Below are 17,292 nucleotides of genomic sequence, written 5' to 3'. Positions count from 1 at the left end.
GGGTCTGGGTGATTCTGACCTGCGGAGACGGCTGGTCGCCGCGGTGGCGGACGGTGCGCGCGGCCTCCCGTCCTCCACCGAGGCACGTCTGACGGACTTCCAGCTGGAGAGGTACTGACCTGATGCTCGAGACATTCCTCGGGGCGAGTCTGCTCGTCCCCATCATCGGCCTGATTCTCGTCGTCGTGATCGCGGCGGCGGCGGTCGTCGCCCGCTATCGCGTCGCGAAGCCCAATGAGGCGATCATCGTCTCCGGTTCAGGGTCCAAGCGGAGCCCGGACTCCGAACTTCCCGCCAGTCAGAAGATCGTCCAGGGCGGTGGGGTCTTCGTCCTGCCCTTCGTCCAGAAGGCCGATTCCATCTCCCTGGAGTCCCGGAAGGTGCTCCTGGAGACGTCGGCGATCACCCAGAACGGCATCAACCTCCATGTGGAGGCCGTGGCACTGGTGAAGGTCGACGGCAAGGAGGACTCGATCCGCGCCGCCGCCCAGCGGTTCCTGGGGCAGCAGCAGGAGATCGAGCGTTTCACCAAGGACGTCCTGGAGGCGTCGCTGCGCTCCATCCTCGGCACGATGACGGTGGAGCAGGTCAATCGGGAGCGTGAGGCCTTCGCCTCCCGCGCCTTGGACGAGTCCGAGTCCACGCTGACCAATCAGGGCCTGCTGCTGGATGCCTTCCAGATCCAAGGAATCCGGGACGACAACGACTACCTGGTCGACCTCGGCCGTCCGGAGGCCGCCAAGGTCAAGCGCGACGCGGACATCGCCGAGGAGAACGCGCGGCGGGAGTCGGAACGTGCCCGCATCGCCGCCGAGCAGGAGATCCTCGAATCACAGCGTGAGCTCGATCTGCGGGACGCCACCATTCGCGAGGAGACCGACCAGGCCAAGGCCAAGGCGGCTGCGGCCGGCCCGCGCGCCGAGGCGGAGGCTCAGCGCGCGGTGGTGGACCAGCAGCGTGAGACGGCGGAGCGCCGGGCCGAGCTCCGTGAGCAGGAGCTCGTGGCCGAGGTCCACAAGCAGGCCGACGCCGACCGCTACCGGGCAGAGCAGGAGGCCGAGGCCCGGCGCGTCGCCGAAGTCGCCGAGGCGCAGGCTCAGGCCGAGCGCGTCCGCCTCGCCGCCCAGGCCGACTTGGAGCGCCGCGAGAAGGAAGCCCGCGCCATCCGGCTCGAAGGTGAGGCAGAGGCTGCGGCCATCCGCGAGAAGGGAGAGGCGGAGGCCTCTGCGCTGCGTGAGAAGGCCGAGGCCTACCGCAGCTTCGGGCAGGCGGCCATCATGGATCGGATCATCGAGGCGCTGCCGGAGATCGCCCGGGAGGCCGCAGCCCCCATGAACAACATCGACTCCCTGACCGTGATCGACTCGGCCGGCGCGAACAAGGTCGTCAAGAACGGCGTGGACAACGTCAATCAGGCCGTGGAGCTGGCGAGTTCCGCATTCGGCATCGATGTGCGGGCGCTGCTGCGTGACTTCACCTCGGGCTCGAGCTCCTCAGAAACGGTCGATGCCGGCGTCGTCGGCCCTCAGGGGTCGGCGTCAGACCCTCAGACCGCCGACGGCGACGTCTCCTCCGTCGACGACCTCTCCGTCGACGACCGCGACTGACGGAGGGTCCACGACGATGATCGGGTTCGTCGTCCTGGCGCTGGTCTTCACCGTGCTCACGGCGCTGACCTTCATCCTGGACGGGCTGCTCGACTCCGTCATGCCTGATCTCGGCGCCGACGGGCTGATCTCCTCCACCTCGGTCTGCGCCGCAGTCGCCGGCGCCGGCTACGGCGGATGGATCGGACGGGGAGCTCTCGACCTCGGTTTGGCGGGAGCGCTGATCGTGGCCGGACTCAGCGCCGTCATCGTCCTCGGCATCACGGGCGCCACGATGAAGGTGGTCAGGAGTGGCGAAGTCCCGCAGGAGCGTCTCGAGGATGTGGTGGGCCGCACGGGCCGCGCCCTGACGGGCGCCCCGGCCGGGGCGCCCTTCGAGTTCCTGGTCTCGCACCGCGGGCAGCCCCTGAAGATCTCCGCGGTGGCGGAGCATGACGTCTCCCACGGTGACCAGCTGGTGGTCACCGAGGTCGTGTCGCCGACTCGGCTCCGGGTCACGGGGCAGAGCACTCGGCCCTGAAGGATTCCGGCTGGCCGGCACCGGGCGGCCGCCCCGGGGCGGAGTGCGACGTCGAGAAGGCCGCCGATGCCAGGACCGGAGGGACGATCTCCGGGAAGAGAGGTGGGTCACCTCCGCGGGGCCGCGGTGCGAGCGGGCCGCCTGACTGGCGTACGATGGACCTCCGGGACGGGTCGGCCGGGCCATCGCGGCGCCGCAAGGCCCCGCCAGCACCAGGGTGTGCGGCGGATAACTGCGACGTCGAGGAACGTCCGGACACCACAGGGCAGGATGGTGGGTAACGCCCACTCGGGGAGACCCGCAGGCCAGTGCCACAGAGAACAGACCGCCCGCTGAGCCGCCTGAGGCGTGCGATGCGGGCAAGGGTGAAACGGCGGTGTAAGAGACCACCAGCGCGGCAGGTGACTGCCGCGGCTCGGCAAACCCCATCCGGTGCAAGGTCGAACAGGATGCGTCATCAGGGCGGCCCGCCCGAGCATCCGGGTTGATCGCTCGAGGCCCGTGGCGACACGGTGCCCAGATGGATGATGGCCGCCGCACCATGGTGCGGCACAGAATCCGGCGTACAGGCCGGCCCGTCCCACCACGTCCCGCCCGCCGATCCCGGCTGGCGGGAGTGTGCTGCATCACATCCGGCCGCTGCTGCGGACCCTGCGGCATTCGTCGCCGTGACGACGCTCTAGACTGGAACCAGGAACGCTTCGACCACCCGCCCGGCGACGACACCGCCGACGCGAGGCCTCCGCCCAGGACAATGACGTCTTCACGGAAGGAACCAGACTGTGCCGAACCCCGCTGACGAACATCTCCAGCAGTGGATCGACCGGGAATCGATGGCCGAGGCCATGATCCCGCTGATCGGACGGCTCTACCGCGAGAACAACGTGGTGACCGGAATCCACGGACGGAAGCTCGTCAACCAGTCCGCCATCGACATCCTCAAGGCCCACCGTTTCGCCCGCCAGGTGGACGAGACTGAGCTTCCGATCTCCGAGACTCTCCCGCTGGTGGAGGCCCTGACGACCCTGGACCTCGGGGCCGCCAGCGTGGACATCGCCCGGCTCAACGCCCGTTTCAAGGCCTCGGGCTCCGCCGACCTCACCGAGTTCCTGCGCCGGGAGCTGGCCGAGGTGGTGGGGCGCGGCGGCGAGGGCGGCTCCGAGCCGCGAGACGTCGTGCTCTACGGCTTCGGTCGCATCGGGCGCCTGCTGGCCCGCATCCTCGTCAGCCGCGCGTCCTCCGCCTCCGGGCTGCGGCTTCGGGCGATCGTGGTCCGCCGCGGCTCGGAGAACGACCTCGCGAAGCGTGCCTCCCTGCTGCGCAGGGATTCCGTGCACGGACCCTTTGCCGGCTCCATCCGACTCGACGAGGAGAACCAGGCGATCATCGCCAACGGCACCTACATCCAGGTGATCTACGCAAACGACCCGGCTGCTGTGGACTACACAGCCCATGGCATCCAGGATGCTGTGGTGGTGGACAACACCGGCCGCTGGCGTGACGAGGAGGGGCTGAGCCAGCACCTGCAGGCCGAAGGGGTCTCCCGCGTCCTGCTGACCGCTCCTGGCAAGGGGGACATCAAGAACATCGTCTTCGGCGTCAACCACGGTGACATCGCCGAGGAGGACCGCATCCTCTCCGCCGCGTCCTGCACGACCAACGCCATCACCCCGGTGGCGAAGCTCATGCACGAGGCCTATGGCATCGACCATGGACACGTCGAGACGGTCCACTCCTACACCAACGACCAGAACCTCATCGACAACTTCCACAAGGGAGAACGGCGCGGTCGGTCCGCAGCGCTCAACATGGTCCTGACCGAGACCGGCGCGGCCAAAGCGGTCGCCAAGGCGCTTCCTGAGCTCTCCGGAAGACTCTCCGGCAACGCGATCCGCGTGCCCACCCCGGACGTGTCCATGGCCATCCTCAACCTGGAGCTGGAGCGGGAGACCACCAAGGAGGAGCTCAACCGGTTCCTGCGCCGGGAATCCCTGGAAGGGCCGCTGCACAAGCAGGTGGACTACATCGACTCCGCCGAAGTCGTGTCGACCGACTTCGTCGGAACCCGTGCGGCCGGCATCGTGGACGGCCTGGCCACCATCGTCAACGGTCGCCAGGCGATCCTCTACGTCTGGTACGACAACGAGTTCGGCTACTCCGCTCAGGTCATCCGTACCCTCGAGCAGATGACCGATGCCGCCCCGGTGAAGTACCCCCGCGTCGAGGAGCTGGCCGCCACGCCGGCCTGAACGCGGCCCCGCGGCGACGCGCGCCGTTCCGCACCGCCCCTGCAGCGCCCCTGCAGCGCGGCGCCGAACGTCGGAGGGCATCCGTATGACAGAGGCCCCGGCGGCGGGATCCGGACCTGGATCCTGCCGCCGGGGCCTCTGCCGCGGGCCGTGCTCTGCCGCAGCTGAGTCGGCGCTCAGCCGCGGGTCAGCTTCCGGTGGGTCACCCGGTGCGGGCGGGCCGCGTCCGGACCGAGACGGTCCACCTTGTTCTGCTCGTAGGACTCGAAGTTCCCTTCGAACCAGTACCACTGGGCGGGATTCTCCTCGGTGCCCTCCCATGCCAGGATGTGAGTCGCCACCCGGTCCAAGAACCAGCGGTCGTGGGAGATCACCACGGCGCATCCCGGGAAGTTCAGCAGGGCGTTCTCCAGCGAGCCCAGCGTCTCCACGTCGAGATCGTTGGTGGGCTCGTCCAGCAGCAGCAGGTTGCCGCCCTGCTTGAGGGTCAGCGCCAGGTTCAGTCGGTTGCGCTCACCACCCGAGAGCACGCCGGCCTTCTTCTGCTGGTCCGGCCCCTTGAATCCGAACGCCGAGACATAGGCGCGCGACGGCATCTCGACGTTGCCCACCTTGATGTAGTCCAGGCCGTCCGAGACGACCTCCCAGAGCGACTTGTCCGGGTCGATGCCGGCGCGAGACTGATCCACGTAAGAGATCTTCACGGACTCGCCGACGGTCAGCTCACCGCCGTCGAGGTCCTCGAGGCCCACGACAGACTTGAACAGCGTCGTCTTGCCCACACCGTTCGGGCCGATGACCCCGACGATCCCGTTGCGCGGCAGCGAGAAGGACAGCCCGTCGATGAGCTGGCGGTCCCCGAAGGCCTTCTGCAGACCCTCCGCTTCGATGACCTGGGTGCCCAGGCGCGGCCCGGGCGGGATCTGGATCTCCTCCAGGTCGAGCTTCTTCGTGCGCTCCGCCTCGGCGGCCATCTCCTCATAGCGCGCCAGACGAGCCTTCGACTTCGTCTGACGGCCCTTCGCGTTGGAGCGGACCCAGTCGAGCTCCTCGGAGAGTCGCTTGGCCAGCTTGGCGTCCTTCTTGCCCTGGATCTCCATGCGGGCGCGCTTCTTCTCCAAGTACGTGGAGTAGTTGCCCTCATAGGGGTAGAGCCGACCGCGGTCGACCTCGCAGATCCATTCGGCGACGTGGTCCAGGAAGTACCGGTCGTGCGTCACGGCGAGCACCGCGCCCTCGTAGTCGGCGAGGTGCTGCTCCAGCCACAGGACGGACTCGGCGTCGAGGTGGTTGGTGGGCTCGTCCAGCAGCAGAAGGTCCGGCTTGGACAGCAGGAGCTTGCACAGGGCCACACGACGACGCTCACCACCGGAGAGGTGGGTGACCGGTTCGTCACCGGGCGGGCAGCGCAGGGCGTCCATGGCCTGCTCCAGCTGGGAGTCCAGGTCCCAGGCGTTGGCCGCATCGATCTGCTCCTGGAGCTTGCCCATCTCCTCCATGAGCGAGTCGAAGTCGGCGTCCGGATTCGCCATCTCGTCGGAGATCTCGTTGTACCGCTGGAGCTTCCCGTAGATCTCGCCCACGCCCTCCTGGACGTTGCCGAGCACGGTCTTCTCCTCGTTCAGCGGGGGCTCCTGCATCAGGATCCCCACCGAGTAGCCCGGAGAGAGTCGGGCCTCACCGTTGGAGGGCTGGTCGAGGCCCGCCATGATCTTCAGGATCGTCGACTTCCCCGCCCCGTTGGGGCCCACGACGCCGATCTTCGCGCCGGGGTAGAACGACATCGTGACGTCGTCGAGGATGACCTTGTCGCCCACTTTCTTGCGGGCCTTGACCATGGTGTAAATGAACTCTGCCATGCCCTCCAGGCTAGTCGGCCGGGGGCCTGTTCGCCCAATGCTTCGGGGAGTCGGCTCAGAACGGGGCGGCGACAGGCTCCTCCTCGGAGTCGTGGCCGTCCCATGCGGAGGGACTGCCCTCCGCCTCCTCCGCCTCCTCCGCCGCGGCCGACAGGGCTCGGAGGTCCTGCTCCGGGTCGGCCGGAGAGGTCGGGCCGCTGGCAGCGCCCCAGCCGGCGGAGGAGTCCGCCTGCTGTCCTCCCAGTCGGGTGAAGGAGCTGGTCCCGAAGGTCAGGTCGTGTCCCACGCCGTCGGCGTCGATCTCCACCGAGGTGCCTCGCTGACCGGTGTCGTTGGACCACTGCCGCACCTTCAACCTCCCCGTGACGAGCACCGGGTCGCCCTTGGCCAGGGTGGAGTGGACGTTCTGGGCCAGGGCTCGGAAGCTGGTGACGGTGTACCAGTTGGTCTCGCCGTCCACCCATTCGCCGCGCTCCCGGTCGTAGCGTCGAGGAGTGGAGGCCAGTCGGAAAGTGGAGATCGGCAGGCCCTTGTCCGTGGTGATGTGTCGGATGTCGTTGCCGATGAAGCCTCGGACGGTGATGGTCTCGGTCATGGTGTCCTCCTGGAATGGTGTGCTGACCCTGCGGTCCGATCGTCTGGGGTCCCCGCTGGCGGGGCGGGCTGTCCGCGGTGACGGACCCGTGTCCGGGTCGTCGTGCCCGGTCACGCCAGTCTGCGCGGAGAGCGGCGGCCTCCGCGAGGGAACCGAAGAGCCCTGTGGAGACCCCGGCGTGTCGAGCGCAGGGGCAGGTCGCCTGTGGAGGAGAGAAGTCGGTAGACTGGTCCATCGGACTGGAGGGGAACCGCCGCACCGACCGCGCGTGGACGTGCCGTGGTGACCGACCAGTGCCAGCCTCGGTAGCTCAGGGGATAGAGCAGCGGCCTTCTAATCCGCCGGTCGGGGGTTCGAATCCCTCCCGGGGCGCTTGACGCGTTCACAGAGATGGCAGCTGGCCGCCGTGATGACGGCGGCCTCTTTGCTGTACCTGGCACATTCGCTGCTGCGGTTCCGCAACTTCGAGGCCAAGGGCTATGACCTGGGCATCTTCGACCAGGCGGTGCGTCAGTATGCGCTGTTCGAGGCGCCGATCGTGCCGATCAAGGGCGAAGACTTCCACCTGCTCGGGGATCATTTCCACCCGATCATCGCCTCCCTGGCCCCGCTGTACTGGATCTGGGGCGACCCCCGCATGCTGAACGTCGCCATGACGGCGCTGTTGGTCTCCACCGCGGTCCCGGTGTACCTGGTGGTCAGATCCTGGTTCAGCCACGGTCCGGCCATCCTCAGCGCAGCCGCGGTGCTGCTCTTCTGGCCGTTCCAGGCGATGGTCAACTGGGACTTCCACGAGATCGCGTTCGGTGTGCCGCTCATCGCGTGGGTGATCTGGGCCATGGAACGCCACCGCCCATGGCTGGCGGTCGGACTCTCGGCCGCGCTGCTGCTGGTCCGCGAGGATCTGGGCGTGACCCTGCTGGCGGTCGCACTCGTGCTGGCGATCCGTCGTCAGTGGCTCCCGGCGGCCGTCACCGCCGCCCTGGGCGTACTGGGATTCTGGTTCGCCACGGAGGTCGTCATCCCGCACTTCTCTCCGGCGGGGGAGTTCGGATATTGGGAGTACACCGCTCTGGGCGCCTCGGCGGGGGCCGCGGTGGTGTTCATGCTCACCCAGCCCTGGCACGCCGTCGCAGTCCTGTTCGACCACCCCCTGAAGGTGGGCCTGTGGCTGCTCCACTTCCTCCCGCTCTGGCTCCTGCCCTTCGCCTCCCCGTATGTGATCATCGGGGCCCCCATCCTCCTGTCACGCCTGTTCAACGACAGGCTCAACGTCTGGGCCCCTGTCTACCAGTACGACGCGATCCTCGCCCCGGTGTTCCTGCTCGCCGCCCTGGACGTCGTCCGGCGGATCGCAGGCCGCACCGGTCCGCGCGCCGGACGGCGGATCGCCGTCGCCCTGCCGTCGACGGTGCTGGCGGTGACCCTGGTGGGCACGTTGCTCTTCCCCCAGGTGTTCCCCTTCCAGCGGACGCTCACCGGGGACAACTGGACCATGACGGACCGGGCCGAGGCCCACCTCCGTGCGGTGGATCGGATCCCCGACGGCGTCTGTGTCGAGGCAGCGGACACCGCGGTGCCCCATCTGGTGGACCGGACGAGGGTCGGGCTCAACGGCACCACGGACGACGATCGCCTGATGTGGCTCATCATCGATGACCGTGTCGACGAGCTGGGCGGCAGTGACCCGCTGACTCCTCAGGAGGCCTTCGCCCGGGCGGACCGACTCGGCTTCGAGCCTGTGATCGAGGACGATGAGGGCCTGTGGGTCTTCACCCGCGAGGTGGGGGAGGACGCTGCGGCCGGATGTGCGGACTATCTCCGGCGCTGAACTGAAGGATGGGCCGCGGCGCTCCGAGCCTGCCGTCCGGATGGCCGAGAGCGGTCCGTCTCCCGATACTGGCGCGACGCAGGGCGCGCGGAAGGCCGCGGCTCAGGCACAATGGAGAGAGCCGTCGTGACCAGAGTCGGACGGCTGACCGGAGCTCCGGTCACCTGCACCGCATCAGCCGCCCACGGAGGACCAGCATCTTGGCCACCGCCACCACCACGCTCCCCTGCGGAGGGCCCTCGCCGCTCCGCATCGTGATGGTGAGTCTGCACACCTCTCCGCTGGCCCAGGCCGGCGCGGGCGATGCCGGCGGACTCAACGTCTACGTGAACTCGCTGTCCCGGGCCTTGAGGGCCGCCGGGGTCTGCGTCGACCTGGTCACCACCGGTGACGACGACGACCACGTGCGCCTGCTCGACGACGGGAGGCGGGTCCACCAGCTGAGCGCGGGAGGACCGGGCGGCAAGAATCGCCTCGTCGACGATGTCGAGTCCTTCGCCAGGCGCGCGCTGCGAAGCCTGGCCGCCGTCGACGGCACCGAGCTGACCACGGTGCACTCCCATTACTGGATCTCCGGCCTGGCCGGCACCCTGATGGCGCGCAGACTGCAGGTGCCGCTGGTCCATACCATGCACACGATCGGCGCGGTGAAGCAGGAGTGCGATCCGGCGGCGACGGAGGACCACCGTCGCGACGCGGCCGAGGCGGCCATCGCACGCTCAGCGGACGCCCTGACGGCGAACACCGCCCGCGAACGTGACGACCTGGTGCGGCTCTTCGGCGTGGAGGCGGAAGACGTGACCTCGGTGCGCCCCGGCGTCGACCTCAGCGTCTTCCACCCGCCCGAAGGCGAGGACCCCCGCCTCAGCCTGGAGGGTCGACCCCTGCGGCTGACCTTCGCCGGACGCCTGCAGCCCCATAAGGGCCCGCAGGTCGCCGTGGAGGCGCTGGGACTGTTCCGCAGGATGATGCCTGACACTCCGGTGGAGCTCACAGTGGCGGGTCGCCAGAGCGGCGACGATGCCCTGGACATCGGGCGACTGGCCGCCCACCACGGAGTGGCGGATCTGGTGCGCACCACAGACCCGCTGCCGCACCCCGAGCTCGCATCCCTGTTCCGCGACTCCGACGCTGTGCTGATGCCCTCCTACAGCGAGTCCTTCGGGCTGGTGGCCTTGGAGGCGATGGCCTGTGGGACCCCGGTGTTGGCTCATGACGTCGGTGGGCTCTCCGAACTGGTCACCCACCGCCGGAGCGGCCGGCTCATCAGGTCGCTGGACCCCGCGGCATGGGCGGAACAGATGCGCTGGCTGGTCCTCCACCGGCGCGCCTGGGAGCGGTACAGCACGACGGCGTCCGTGCGAGCCGAAGAATACTCCTGGGCGGCGACCGCGACGGCGAGCCTGCGCCTCTACCGCAGTCTGAGCCCCGCCTCGGCCTTCACCGGATGAGGCGGCGCATCATGCCAGGCGACGCGCCGGAGAAGCGGGCGAGACAGCTCATCGGGTGAAATAGCGGGAGGCCCATGTGCTGCCATACTGCCGCTCAAGACGACGTTGGGTGCGTGAACTGCGCACCATCGACTGCTGGACGCGCTCCTGGATGCGCGGCTTCAGTCCGTGGGGACGACGCACCATGCCCTCCTGAGCCACGGTGGCCACCAGGGCTCCGTCACGGGTGTAGATGGCGCCCGCACCCAGTCCGCGCGAGCTCTGGGCGCTCGGGCTGCGCTGGATGTAGAGGAGCCACTCGTCAGCGCGCGCCTCCCGGTGCCACCACATCGCGTGGTCCAAGGAGGCCACCTTCATCCCCGGCTTGGCCCAGTACAGCCCGTGGCGTCGCAGGACCGGTTCCAACAACGTGTAGTCGGAGGCATAGAGGATCGCCGCCCGGTGGACGTTCGGATCGTCCGGCAGCGGGCCGCGGGTGCGCATCCACACCGCGTTGGCGGCCCGGGGCAGCGTGTCCTCCTCCAAGTAGATGGGGCGGTCCACATGACGGATCTCGAAGGGCCTGCCGTGGGCCCACTCCTGCATGACAGGGTGCTTCACGTGCCCGACGAGCTCATGCGGGGCGGCGAGCTCCTCCGGTCCGGGGATGTCCAGCGGCATGTCCTGCTGATGCGTCGGCCCCGGAGACGGCCGCTGGAAGGACGCGATCATCGACAGGATCGGCCGCCCGTCCTGATAGGCCTGGCTGCGTCGGGCGGAGAACGAGCCCCCGTCGCGGAGCCGCTCGACGCCGATCTCGATCGGTTTGGTGGCATCACCGGGGCGGAGGAAGTATCCGTGGACGGAATGGATGACCCGCTCCGGATCCACGGTCCTCATCGCGGCGATCGCCGACTGGGCGAGCACCTGACCCCCGAAGACTCGCCAGAAGGCCTGGTCGAAGACCGGTCCCAGGAAGCGCTCCTCTGCGTCGGGCTCGCCGTCGGCCGGGGCGAGATCCTCGAGGTCCAGCATGCCCACCAGACGGTCCACGGCTTCTGCGGGGGTGGGGACGCGGTACGGACGCTCAGACATGGGACCTCCGGAGGGGGCGGGCTGGTGGGGAGGGCGGCACAGGATGGTACCGGCTGGTACGGGGCGGGACTGAACACCACTCTACCGAGCGCAGCGCGTGGTCAGCGGCAGGCTCTGCGGGGCGGCCCCGTGAGCCGCTGCGGTGTGTCGGTGACGGGGAGCGCCCCGTGCGGACATGCCCCGTCACAGACCTCCACGGGGACCGGTTCCCGAAGCGGCAGCTGGAAGAATGGCCGCCATGACGAGCACCCCCGGACCCCGTTCGCCCGACCCCTCCTCCGCGCGCGCCTCTGAGGAGCCGCGGGAGCTGCACTTCGCGGAGGCCGTGGCCCTGCAGGACCTGCACACCTATATCCGGCGTGCCCGCCGGATCCAGGAGCAGGGCGTCCGGCTCCAGGCCGTGGGCACGGTGCTGGCCGCCTGGGTGCCGGTGATGACGCCCAGCTCCTTGGTGGGTCGACTGCCTGCGGTGCTGGGGCTGCGCACCATGGCTCTGACCCGGTCGTCCCGAGCCGACGTCACCGTGGAGCTGAGCGCGATCACCGAGCGTCTCGCCCGGATGAACCCGGCGGAGACCGTGCTGCCGCTGCCGCCGAGCCGGCTGAGCGTGCCGTGGGCCGCCGTGACGCCCCCGCGCACGGGATGGCAGCCCCTGGGGGAGCTGGAGGACGACGTCGTGCGTGCCGCAGCCGAGCACGGCATCGCGGAGATCGCCCGGACCGTGCCGGAGACGGCCGGCGCGGCGGTCGTGGAGCAGGTCCGTGAGCGGGTCTGGGGCCGCAGCCTCGCTGAGACTGCGGCTGAGTCCACCGCGGGCGCCTCCACGGACGATGTGCAGGCCGAGTCGGCACCTGCGGATCCCGCTGACGGCCCCGCTGCGTCCGAGGGGACGGCGGCCTCTGCAGCGGCGCAGGCGGTTCCGGCCGGTGCGGCGTTCGGTTCTCACGCGCTGAACTTCCTGAGCCCGGAGGGCTCCGGCGGGCGCACCGCCGTGCACGGTCTGGGTCGCTGGCTGCGCCTGAGCTCAGCCGGTGGTCATATCTTGTGCCGCCGGACCGGGATCTGAGCGGCGGCGCGGTTCACGCCGCGGCATGATTCAGCTGTTGACCATGGAGTGGGCCGCCCGCTCCAGGTAGTCCCAGAGGATCTGTTCATGCATCGGGGACAGGTCTGCGGCCTCCACCGCTCGTCGCATGTACCGCAGCCAGGTGTCTCGCGCCTGGGCATCGACGCGGAAAGGCATGTGGCGCATCCTCAGTCGCGGATGGCCGCGTTCGGCCTGGTAGGTCCGGGGCCCGCCCCAGTACTGCTCGAGGAACATCAGCAGCCGCCGCTTGGCGGGCTCGAGGTCCTCCTCGGGATACATCGCGCGGAAATCAGGGTCCTCGGCCACCTGGTCGTAGAAGACGTCGACGATCCGCTGGAAGGTCTCGTGGCCGCCCACCTCCTCGAAGAAGGACTTCTGATCCGGGGCCGGTGCAGGGTCACCCATCGGCAGTCCTCCGGGTGCGGGCAAGTATCCCATGTCGGCACCGGCGGGACGGGCGGACGCCGTCGCCGCATGGTCGGAGGACGATTCCCCGTCGGCGGAGGGCGGCTCCGTGGTGGGCCGTTCCGTCGACGGGAGGCCGCTCACCTGCGACGGGGCGCGTCCCACCGGACGGACTGTGGCGATCGGAGCACCGAGGCGGCGCGAGAACTCGGGACGAGGGGCCCGATCCTCCGAGCCCTCGCGTGCGGACCCCTGAGGTGAGGAAGCCTCGGGTGGAGTGGACCTGCTGGGGGAGGTGCCGCGGTCGAAGGCGCCGGTGGACCGGAACGGGGACACCGGTTCATGGGTGACCGGGAAGTTCACGCTCCGGGCGATGAAGCACCGCTCGGCGGCCTCGGCATGCAGCTGATCGGCCCGTGCGCGCAGGCTCTCATCGGCCAGCGTCACCTCGGCGCGGAGGACTGCCGCGGTGATCTCCCCGGAACCGTCGCCGTGGACCCGAAGCTCGGCCGTGCCGTGCACGGTCATCGCGGTCACCACCACACCCGCCGCGGCGGCCGCGTGCAGATAGGAGAGGGTATGGCACTGTGCCAGGGCGGCGAGCAGAAGCTGCTCCGGGTTCCACCGTTCAGCGTCGCCATGGAAGGCCCGGGCCGCGGACCCCGTCAGCGGAGGCGGGGACTCCAGCCCGCGCGAGGACTCCCGCTCGCTCAGCACCGCTGTGACGGTGTGCTCGCGTCGGTAGTCTCGGGGCCCGGTCGTTCCGCCGTCGTCACTCCAGGCCACCTCCACCCGGAAGGTGTGCTGGTCGATCTGCATGCTCTCCCCATCTGTGGTGCCTGTGCCTCTCACGATACCGTCCGTCGGGCAGGCTCCCCTCGCGGCGCAACGCGTTCCAGGACGAGCGCGATTTCCTCATAGGATGTCATCGGCGCCACAGCACCAGGTGGCGTCGATGAGTCGCCCGCCACCTGACGTCCCTCGAGAGGAACACCGCCTGACATGCGCGTCCACATCGCCACCGACCACGCCGGCATGGAGCTCTCCGCCCACCTCGTGAAGCACCTCAGCGCCCAGGGCTACGAGATGATCGACCACGGTCCGCAGGAGTATGACGCGCTCGACGACTACCCGGCGTTCTGCCTGCGCGCCGCCGAGGCTGTGGCCGAGGACCGTCGCCAGGGCATGGACTCTCTGGGCATCGTCTTGGGCGGCTCCGGCAATGGGGAGCAGATCGCCGCCAACAAGGTCCGTGGCATCCGGGCCGCGCTGGCCTGGAACCTGGACACGGCCCGGCTGGCCCGCGAGCACAACGATGCCAACGTCGTGGGGCTCGGCGGCCGCCAGCACAGCGTCGCGGAAGCCACCGAGATCGTCGAGGCGTTCCTGACCGCCCAGTGGACCGTCGAGGAGCGTCACGCGCGCCGGATCGGCAAGATCACCCGCTACGAGGAGTCCGGCGAGATCGTCGACTGAGCACCGACGACTGAGACGAGCTATGCCTGAAGGACACACGCTGCACCGGCTCGCCCGGCAGATCGACGACCTGTTCGTGGGCAGGATGTGGAAGGTCACCTCGCCGCAGGGCCGGTTCGCCGCGGGCGCGGCCCTTCTGGACGGACGTGCCCCGGAGCAGGCAGAGGCCTGGGGCAAGCACCTCTTCGTGCGCGTCGGCCACCACGTCTGGCAGGTCCACCTGGGCCTGTACGGGGCGTTCAGCTTCCGGGGGGACGAGTCCTTCGACGGCGCCGCCACACTGGGCGCACCCCGTGCCGCCGCGCAAGCCTGGGACATTCGGCGCGACGACGACGGCTGGATCGTCCCCACCGCTCCGGAGGGCGCGGTCCGAGCCCGGATCCGCTCTCCTCACGGATGGGCAGATCTCCGCGGACCGTCGAGGTGTGCGGTCCTCACCGCCGAGGAGCACCGCGAGGTGATCGCCCGGCTCGGTCCCGATCCGCTGCGTCAGCCGGAGGGGGCGACCCTCGATGACATGATCGAGAGCTTCGCCGGACGCCTGGCTCGACGTCGGACCCCGCTGGCCGCCGCGCTGATGGACCAGAGTGTGATCGCAGGGGTCGGGAACATCTATCGGGCGGAGTCGCTTTTCCTGGAGCGCCTCGACCCGGACATGCCCGCACGACAGCTCCCGGCGGAGCAGGCCGCCGCGCTGTGGCGCCGACTCACCGACCAGCTGCGGGACGGAGTCCGGGAGGGCGTGATCCGCACGGTGCGGACCCCGGATCCGCCGCCGTCCGAGGCCACGCATGACTATCGGGTCTCCTCGCATCCGGAGGCAGAACGTCGCCACTGGGTCTACCGGCATCACGGGACCCCCTGCCTGCGGTGCGGAGAGGCCATCGCCGCCCGAGAGCTCCAGGGTCGCACCCTCTATTGGTGCCCTGGCTGCCAACGGTGACCGGCCTGCGGGCGCGGGCGGAGTCGAGGCGCGGCGGCGCGCTCCGGCAGGCCCGGGCCGAATGCGTGGGCGGTCGCCGATTCCCGTAGAATCACTGGTGACCCTCTCGAAGGGTCTGTTGTGTCCTGCCCCTGGCCGGCGACGCCGGCCGATCCGTGAGGAGAACCGTTCCCCGTGTCCGAGAACGCAGTGTCCGAGAAGATCACCATCACGATCGACGGCGAGGCCACCGGCATCGCGCCGGGCACCACCGGGATCACCCTCTTCGCGGACCAGGCGACGACTGTGGTGATGCGTGTCGACGGAGAGGTCTGGGACCTGTCGCGGGAGATCCCGGCCGGCGCCGTGGTCGAGCCGGTGGACATCAGCGAGCCGGCAGGGCTCGACGTCCTGCGGCACTCGACCGCCCACGTCATGGCCCAGGCCGTCCAGCAGCTCTTCCCCGGGGCCAAGCTGGGCATCGGTCCCTACATCACGGACGGCTTCTACTTCGACTTCGACGTCGAGGAGCCGTTCACGCCGGAGGATCTGAAGAAGATCGAGAAGGCGATGCAGAAGATCGTGAAGTCGGGGCAGACCTTCGAACGCGAAGTGGTCGACCTCGCCGAGGCGAAGCGGCAGATGGCTGAGGAGCCCTACAAGCTGGAGCTGCTCGGCGGCGACGGAGGCGGGTCCGCGGACGGGGCCGACGTCGAGGTCGGCGGCGACGTCATCACGATCTATCACAACGTGAACCGCAAGGGGGAGAAGGTCTGGGCGGATCTGTGCCGGGGGCCTCACCTGCCCAGCACGAAGCTCATCGCCAACGGGTACGCCGTCATGCGTGCCGCGGGCGCGTACTGGCGGGGCAAGGAGACCAACCCTCAGCTGCAGCGCCTCTACGGCACCGCCTGGCCGACGAAGGACGACCTCAAGGCCTATCAGGAGCGCCTCGCCGAGGCCGAACGTCGGGACCACCGTCGGCTCGGTCGTGAGCTGGACCTGTTCAGCTTCCCCGAGGAGATCGGCTCCGGCCTCTCCGTCTGGCATCCCAAGGGAGGCCTGGTGCGCGGGATCATGGAGCAGCACGCCCGTGCGCGGCACCTGGAGTCCGGGTACACCTACGTCTACACCCCTCACATCTCCAAGGCCGATCTCTTCGCAACCTCAGGTCACCTCGCCAACTACCAGGACGACATGTGGCCCGCCATCCACATGGACGAGGAGCGTGACGACGAGGGCACCATCACCAAGCAGGGCCAGGACTACTACCTGAAGCCCATGAACTGCCCCATGCACATCCTCATCTACAAGGAGCGGGGGCGCAGCTATCGGGACCTGCCGCTGCGGTTCGCGGAGAACGGCACCGTCTATCGCAATGAGCGTTCGGGGGCCCTGCATGGCCTGACCCGCGTGCGGGGGTTCACCCAGGACGACGCGCATCTCTTCGTCCGGCAGGATCAGCTGGAGGACGAGGTCACCAAGGTGGTCGAGTTCGTCGTCTCGCTGCTGCGTGACTTCGGCCTGGACGACTTCGAGCTGGAGCTGTCCATGCGGGACGACGAGAAGGACAAGTGGGTCGGCTCCGACCAGTTCTGGGAGGACGCCACCCAGGCGCTGCGCAATGTGGCGGTGACCTCGGGTCTGAAGCTGACCGAGATTCCGGGGGAGGCGGCCTTCTACGGCCCGAAGATCGACCTGAAGGTCACCGACGCGATCGGGCGGAAGTGGCAGCTGTCCACGGTGCAGGTGGACCCGAACCTTCCGGAACGCTTCGGGCTGGAGTACGCCGCGGAGGACGGCACCCGACAGCGCCCCATCATGATCCACCGGGCCCTGTTCGGATCGATCGAGCGGTTCTTCGCCATTCTGCTGGAGCACTACGCCGGAGCCTTCCCCGCGTGGCTGGCGCCGGTCCAGGTCCGTGGCATCCCTGTGGCCGAGCCGTTCAACGACTATCTCGGCGAGGTCATCGACAGGCTCAGGGCCGCCGGCGTGCGCGCCGAGCTGGAGGACGGCACCGATCGGTTCCCGAAGAAGATCCGCACCGCCTCCAAGGACAAGATCCCGTTCGTGCTCATCGCCGGTGGTGAGGACGCCGACGCGGGCGCGGTGTCCTTCCGCTTCCGTGACGGCAGCCAGGACAACCAGGTGCCGGTCGACGAGGCCGTGGCGCGCATCCTGAAGGCCATCGAGGACCGTGAGGCCTGAGCGGC

At 69.2% G+C, this 17,292-nt stretch carries 13 protein-coding genes, 1 tRNA gene, 1 other RNA gene and 1 pseudogene; 11 read left to right on the top strand and 5 right to left on the bottom strand.

The window, feature by feature from the left end; genetic code table 11:
• Window positions 1-122 precede the first annotated feature (122 nt).
• The 4 genes from ABD658_RS01980 to ABD658_RS01965 all read left to right on the top strand — a co-directional run bounded on the left by ABD658_RS01980 (window position 123) and on the right by ABD658_RS01965 (window position 4,376).
• Complete coding sequence (locus ABD658_RS01980) at window positions 123-1,607, top strand: flotillin family protein (protein ID WP_311024354.1); 1,485 nt, start codon at window positions 123-125, stop codon at window positions 1,605-1,607.
• Window positions 1,608-1,623: 16 nt separating this feature from the next.
• Window positions 1,624-2,127: a hypothetical protein gene (locus ABD658_RS01975; RefSeq protein ID WP_344682966.1), complete on the top strand. Its 504-nt coding sequence runs from the start codon at window positions 1,624-1,626 to the stop codon at window positions 2,125-2,127.
• Window positions 2,128-2,296: 169 nt separating this feature from the next.
• Window positions 2,297-2,709: RNase P RNA component class A (gene rnpB, locus ABD658_RS01970), an RNA gene on the top strand.
• 200 nt (window positions 2,710-2,909) lie between these two features.
• Complete coding sequence (locus ABD658_RS01965; RefSeq protein ID WP_311024352.1) at window positions 2,910-4,376, top strand: glyceraldehyde-3-phosphate dehydrogenase; 1,467 nt, start codon at window positions 2,910-2,912, stop codon at window positions 4,374-4,376.
• A 176-nt stretch (window positions 4,377-4,552) separates the two neighbouring features.
• Here the strand turns inward: ABD658_RS01965 and ettA are convergent, their stop codons facing one another.
• Together ettA and ABD658_RS01955 are read right to left on the bottom strand one after the other, a co-directional pair.
• Window positions 4,553-6,235 (bottom strand): energy-dependent translational throttle protein EttA, encoded by a 1,683-nt coding sequence (gene ettA / locus ABD658_RS01960; RefSeq protein ID WP_085437043.1) that lies wholly within the window; start codon window positions 6,233-6,235, stop codon window positions 4,553-4,555.
• A 55-nt stretch (window positions 6,236-6,290) separates the two neighbouring features.
• Window positions 6,291-6,830: a single-stranded DNA-binding protein gene (locus ABD658_RS01955; protein ID WP_344682962.1), complete on the bottom strand. Its 540-nt coding sequence runs from the start codon at window positions 6,828-6,830 to the stop codon at window positions 6,291-6,293.
• Window positions 6,831-7,129: 299 nt separating this feature from the next.
• Between ABD658_RS01955 and ABD658_RS01950 the strand changes: the two genes are divergently transcribed.
• The 3 genes from ABD658_RS01950 (at window position 7,130) to ABD658_RS01940 (ending at window position 10,112) form a co-directional block, all read left to right on the top strand.
• A tRNA-Arg gene (locus tag ABD658_RS01950) sits at window positions 7,130-7,202 on the top strand.
• Window position 7,203: 1 nt separating this feature from the next.
• Window positions 7,204-8,661 carry a DUF2079 domain-containing protein gene (locus tag ABD658_RS01945; protein ID WP_344682960.1) on the top strand — a complete coding sequence of 486 codons (1,458 nt, stop codon included), beginning with the start codon at window positions 7,204-7,206 and terminating at the stop codon, window positions 8,659-8,661.
• Between the two features lie 200 nt (window positions 8,662-8,861).
• The gene (locus ABD658_RS01940) at window positions 8,862-10,112 is read left to right on the top strand and encodes a glycosyltransferase (protein ID WP_344682958.1); all 1,251 of its coding nucleotides are present in this window, start codon (window positions 8,862-8,864) and stop codon (window positions 10,110-10,112) included.
• A gap of 48 nt (window positions 10,113-10,160) precedes the next feature.
• Here the strand turns inward: ABD658_RS01940 and ABD658_RS01935 are convergent, their stop codons facing one another.
• Window positions 10,161-11,186: an acyl-CoA thioesterase gene (locus ABD658_RS01935; protein ID WP_344682956.1), complete on the bottom strand. Its 1,026-nt coding sequence runs from the start codon at window positions 11,184-11,186 to the stop codon at window positions 10,161-10,163.
• Between the two features lie 238 nt (window positions 11,187-11,424).
• Here ABD658_RS01935 and ABD658_RS01930 point away from each other — a divergent pair, with 238 nt between their 5' ends.
• Window positions 11,425-12,252: a DUF8185 domain-containing protein gene (locus ABD658_RS01930; protein ID WP_344682954.1), complete on the top strand. Its 828-nt coding sequence runs from the start codon at window positions 11,425-11,427 to the stop codon at window positions 12,250-12,252.
• A gap of 30 nt (window positions 12,253-12,282) precedes the next feature.
• Here the strand turns inward: ABD658_RS01930 and ABD658_RS01925 are convergent, their stop codons facing one another.
• Entirely contained in the window at window positions 12,283-12,678 is a 396-nt protein-coding gene (locus ABD658_RS01925) for a globin (protein ID WP_344743748.1), read from the bottom strand.
• Window positions 12,679-13,032: 354 nt separating this feature from the next.
• A pseudogene (locus tag ABD658_RS01920) lies at window positions 13,033-13,497 on the bottom strand (OsmC family protein); the annotation flags it as partial.
• 183 nt (window positions 13,498-13,680) lie between these two features.
• Here ABD658_RS01920 and ABD658_RS01915 point away from each other — a divergent pair.
• The 3 genes from ABD658_RS01915 (at window position 13,681) to thrS (ending at window position 17,287) form a co-directional block, all read left to right on the top strand.
• A complete protein-coding gene (locus ABD658_RS01915; RefSeq protein WP_344682950.1) occupies window positions 13,681-14,154 on the top strand; it encodes a ribose-5-phosphate isomerase in 474 nt (157 codons plus the stop codon).
• 22 nt (window positions 14,155-14,176) lie between these two features.
• A complete protein-coding gene (locus ABD658_RS01910) occupies window positions 14,177-15,097 on the top strand; it encodes an Fpg/Nei family DNA glycosylase (RefSeq protein ID WP_344682948.1) in 921 nt (306 codons plus the stop codon).
• 174 nt (window positions 15,098-15,271) lie between these two features.
• Complete coding sequence (thrS, locus tag ABD658_RS01905) at window positions 15,272-17,287, top strand: threonine--tRNA ligase (RefSeq protein ID WP_425544550.1); 2,016 nt, start codon at window positions 15,272-15,274, stop codon at window positions 17,285-17,287.
• Window positions 17,288-17,292 lie beyond the last annotated feature (5 nt).

Origin of the sequence: Nesterenkonia aethiopica (assembly GCF_039534665.1) — a bacterium.
Taxonomy (GTDB): domain Bacteria; phylum Actinomycetota; class Actinomycetes; order Actinomycetales; family Micrococcaceae; genus Nesterenkonia; species Nesterenkonia aethiopica.
Note: the sequence above shows the minus strand (reverse complement) of the source record. Positions and strands in the feature narration are given on the sequence as shown.

What these genes read in the sequence shown, in the direction of transcription:
- ABD658_RS01980 (WP_311024354.1), top strand. Translation starts at nt 123, where the DNA reads ATGCTCGAGACATTCCTCGGGGCGAGTCTGCTCGTCCCCATCATCGGC.
- ABD658_RS01975 (WP_344682966.1), top strand. Translation starts at nt 1,624, where the DNA reads ATGATCGGGTTCGTCGTCCTGGCGCTGGTCTTCACCGTGCTCACGGCG.
- ettA (WP_085437043.1), bottom strand. Translation starts at nt 6,235, where the DNA reads ATGGCAGAGTTCATTTACACCATGGTCAAGGCCCGCAAGAAAGTGGGC.
- ABD658_RS01955 (WP_344682962.1), bottom strand. Translation starts at nt 6,830, where the DNA reads ATGACCGAGACCATCACCGTCCGAGGCTTCATCGGCAACGACATCCGA.
- ABD658_RS01935 (WP_344682956.1), bottom strand. Translation starts at nt 11,186, where the DNA reads ATGTCTGAGCGTCCGTACCGCGTCCCCACCCCCGCAGAAGCCGTGGAC.
- ABD658_RS01930 (WP_344682954.1), top strand. Translation starts at nt 11,425, where the DNA reads ATGACGAGCACCCCCGGACCCCGTTCGCCCGACCCCTCCTCCGCGCGC.
- ABD658_RS01925 (WP_344743748.1), bottom strand. Translation starts at nt 12,678, where the DNA reads ATGGGTGACCCTGCACCGGCCCCGGATCAGAAGTCCTTCTTCGAGGAG.
- ABD658_RS01915 (WP_344682950.1), top strand. Translation starts at nt 13,681, where the DNA reads ATGCGCGTCCACATCGCCACCGACCACGCCGGCATGGAGCTCTCCGCC.
- ABD658_RS01910 (WP_344682948.1), top strand. Translation starts at nt 14,177, where the DNA reads ATGCCTGAAGGACACACGCTGCACCGGCTCGCCCGGCAGATCGACGAC.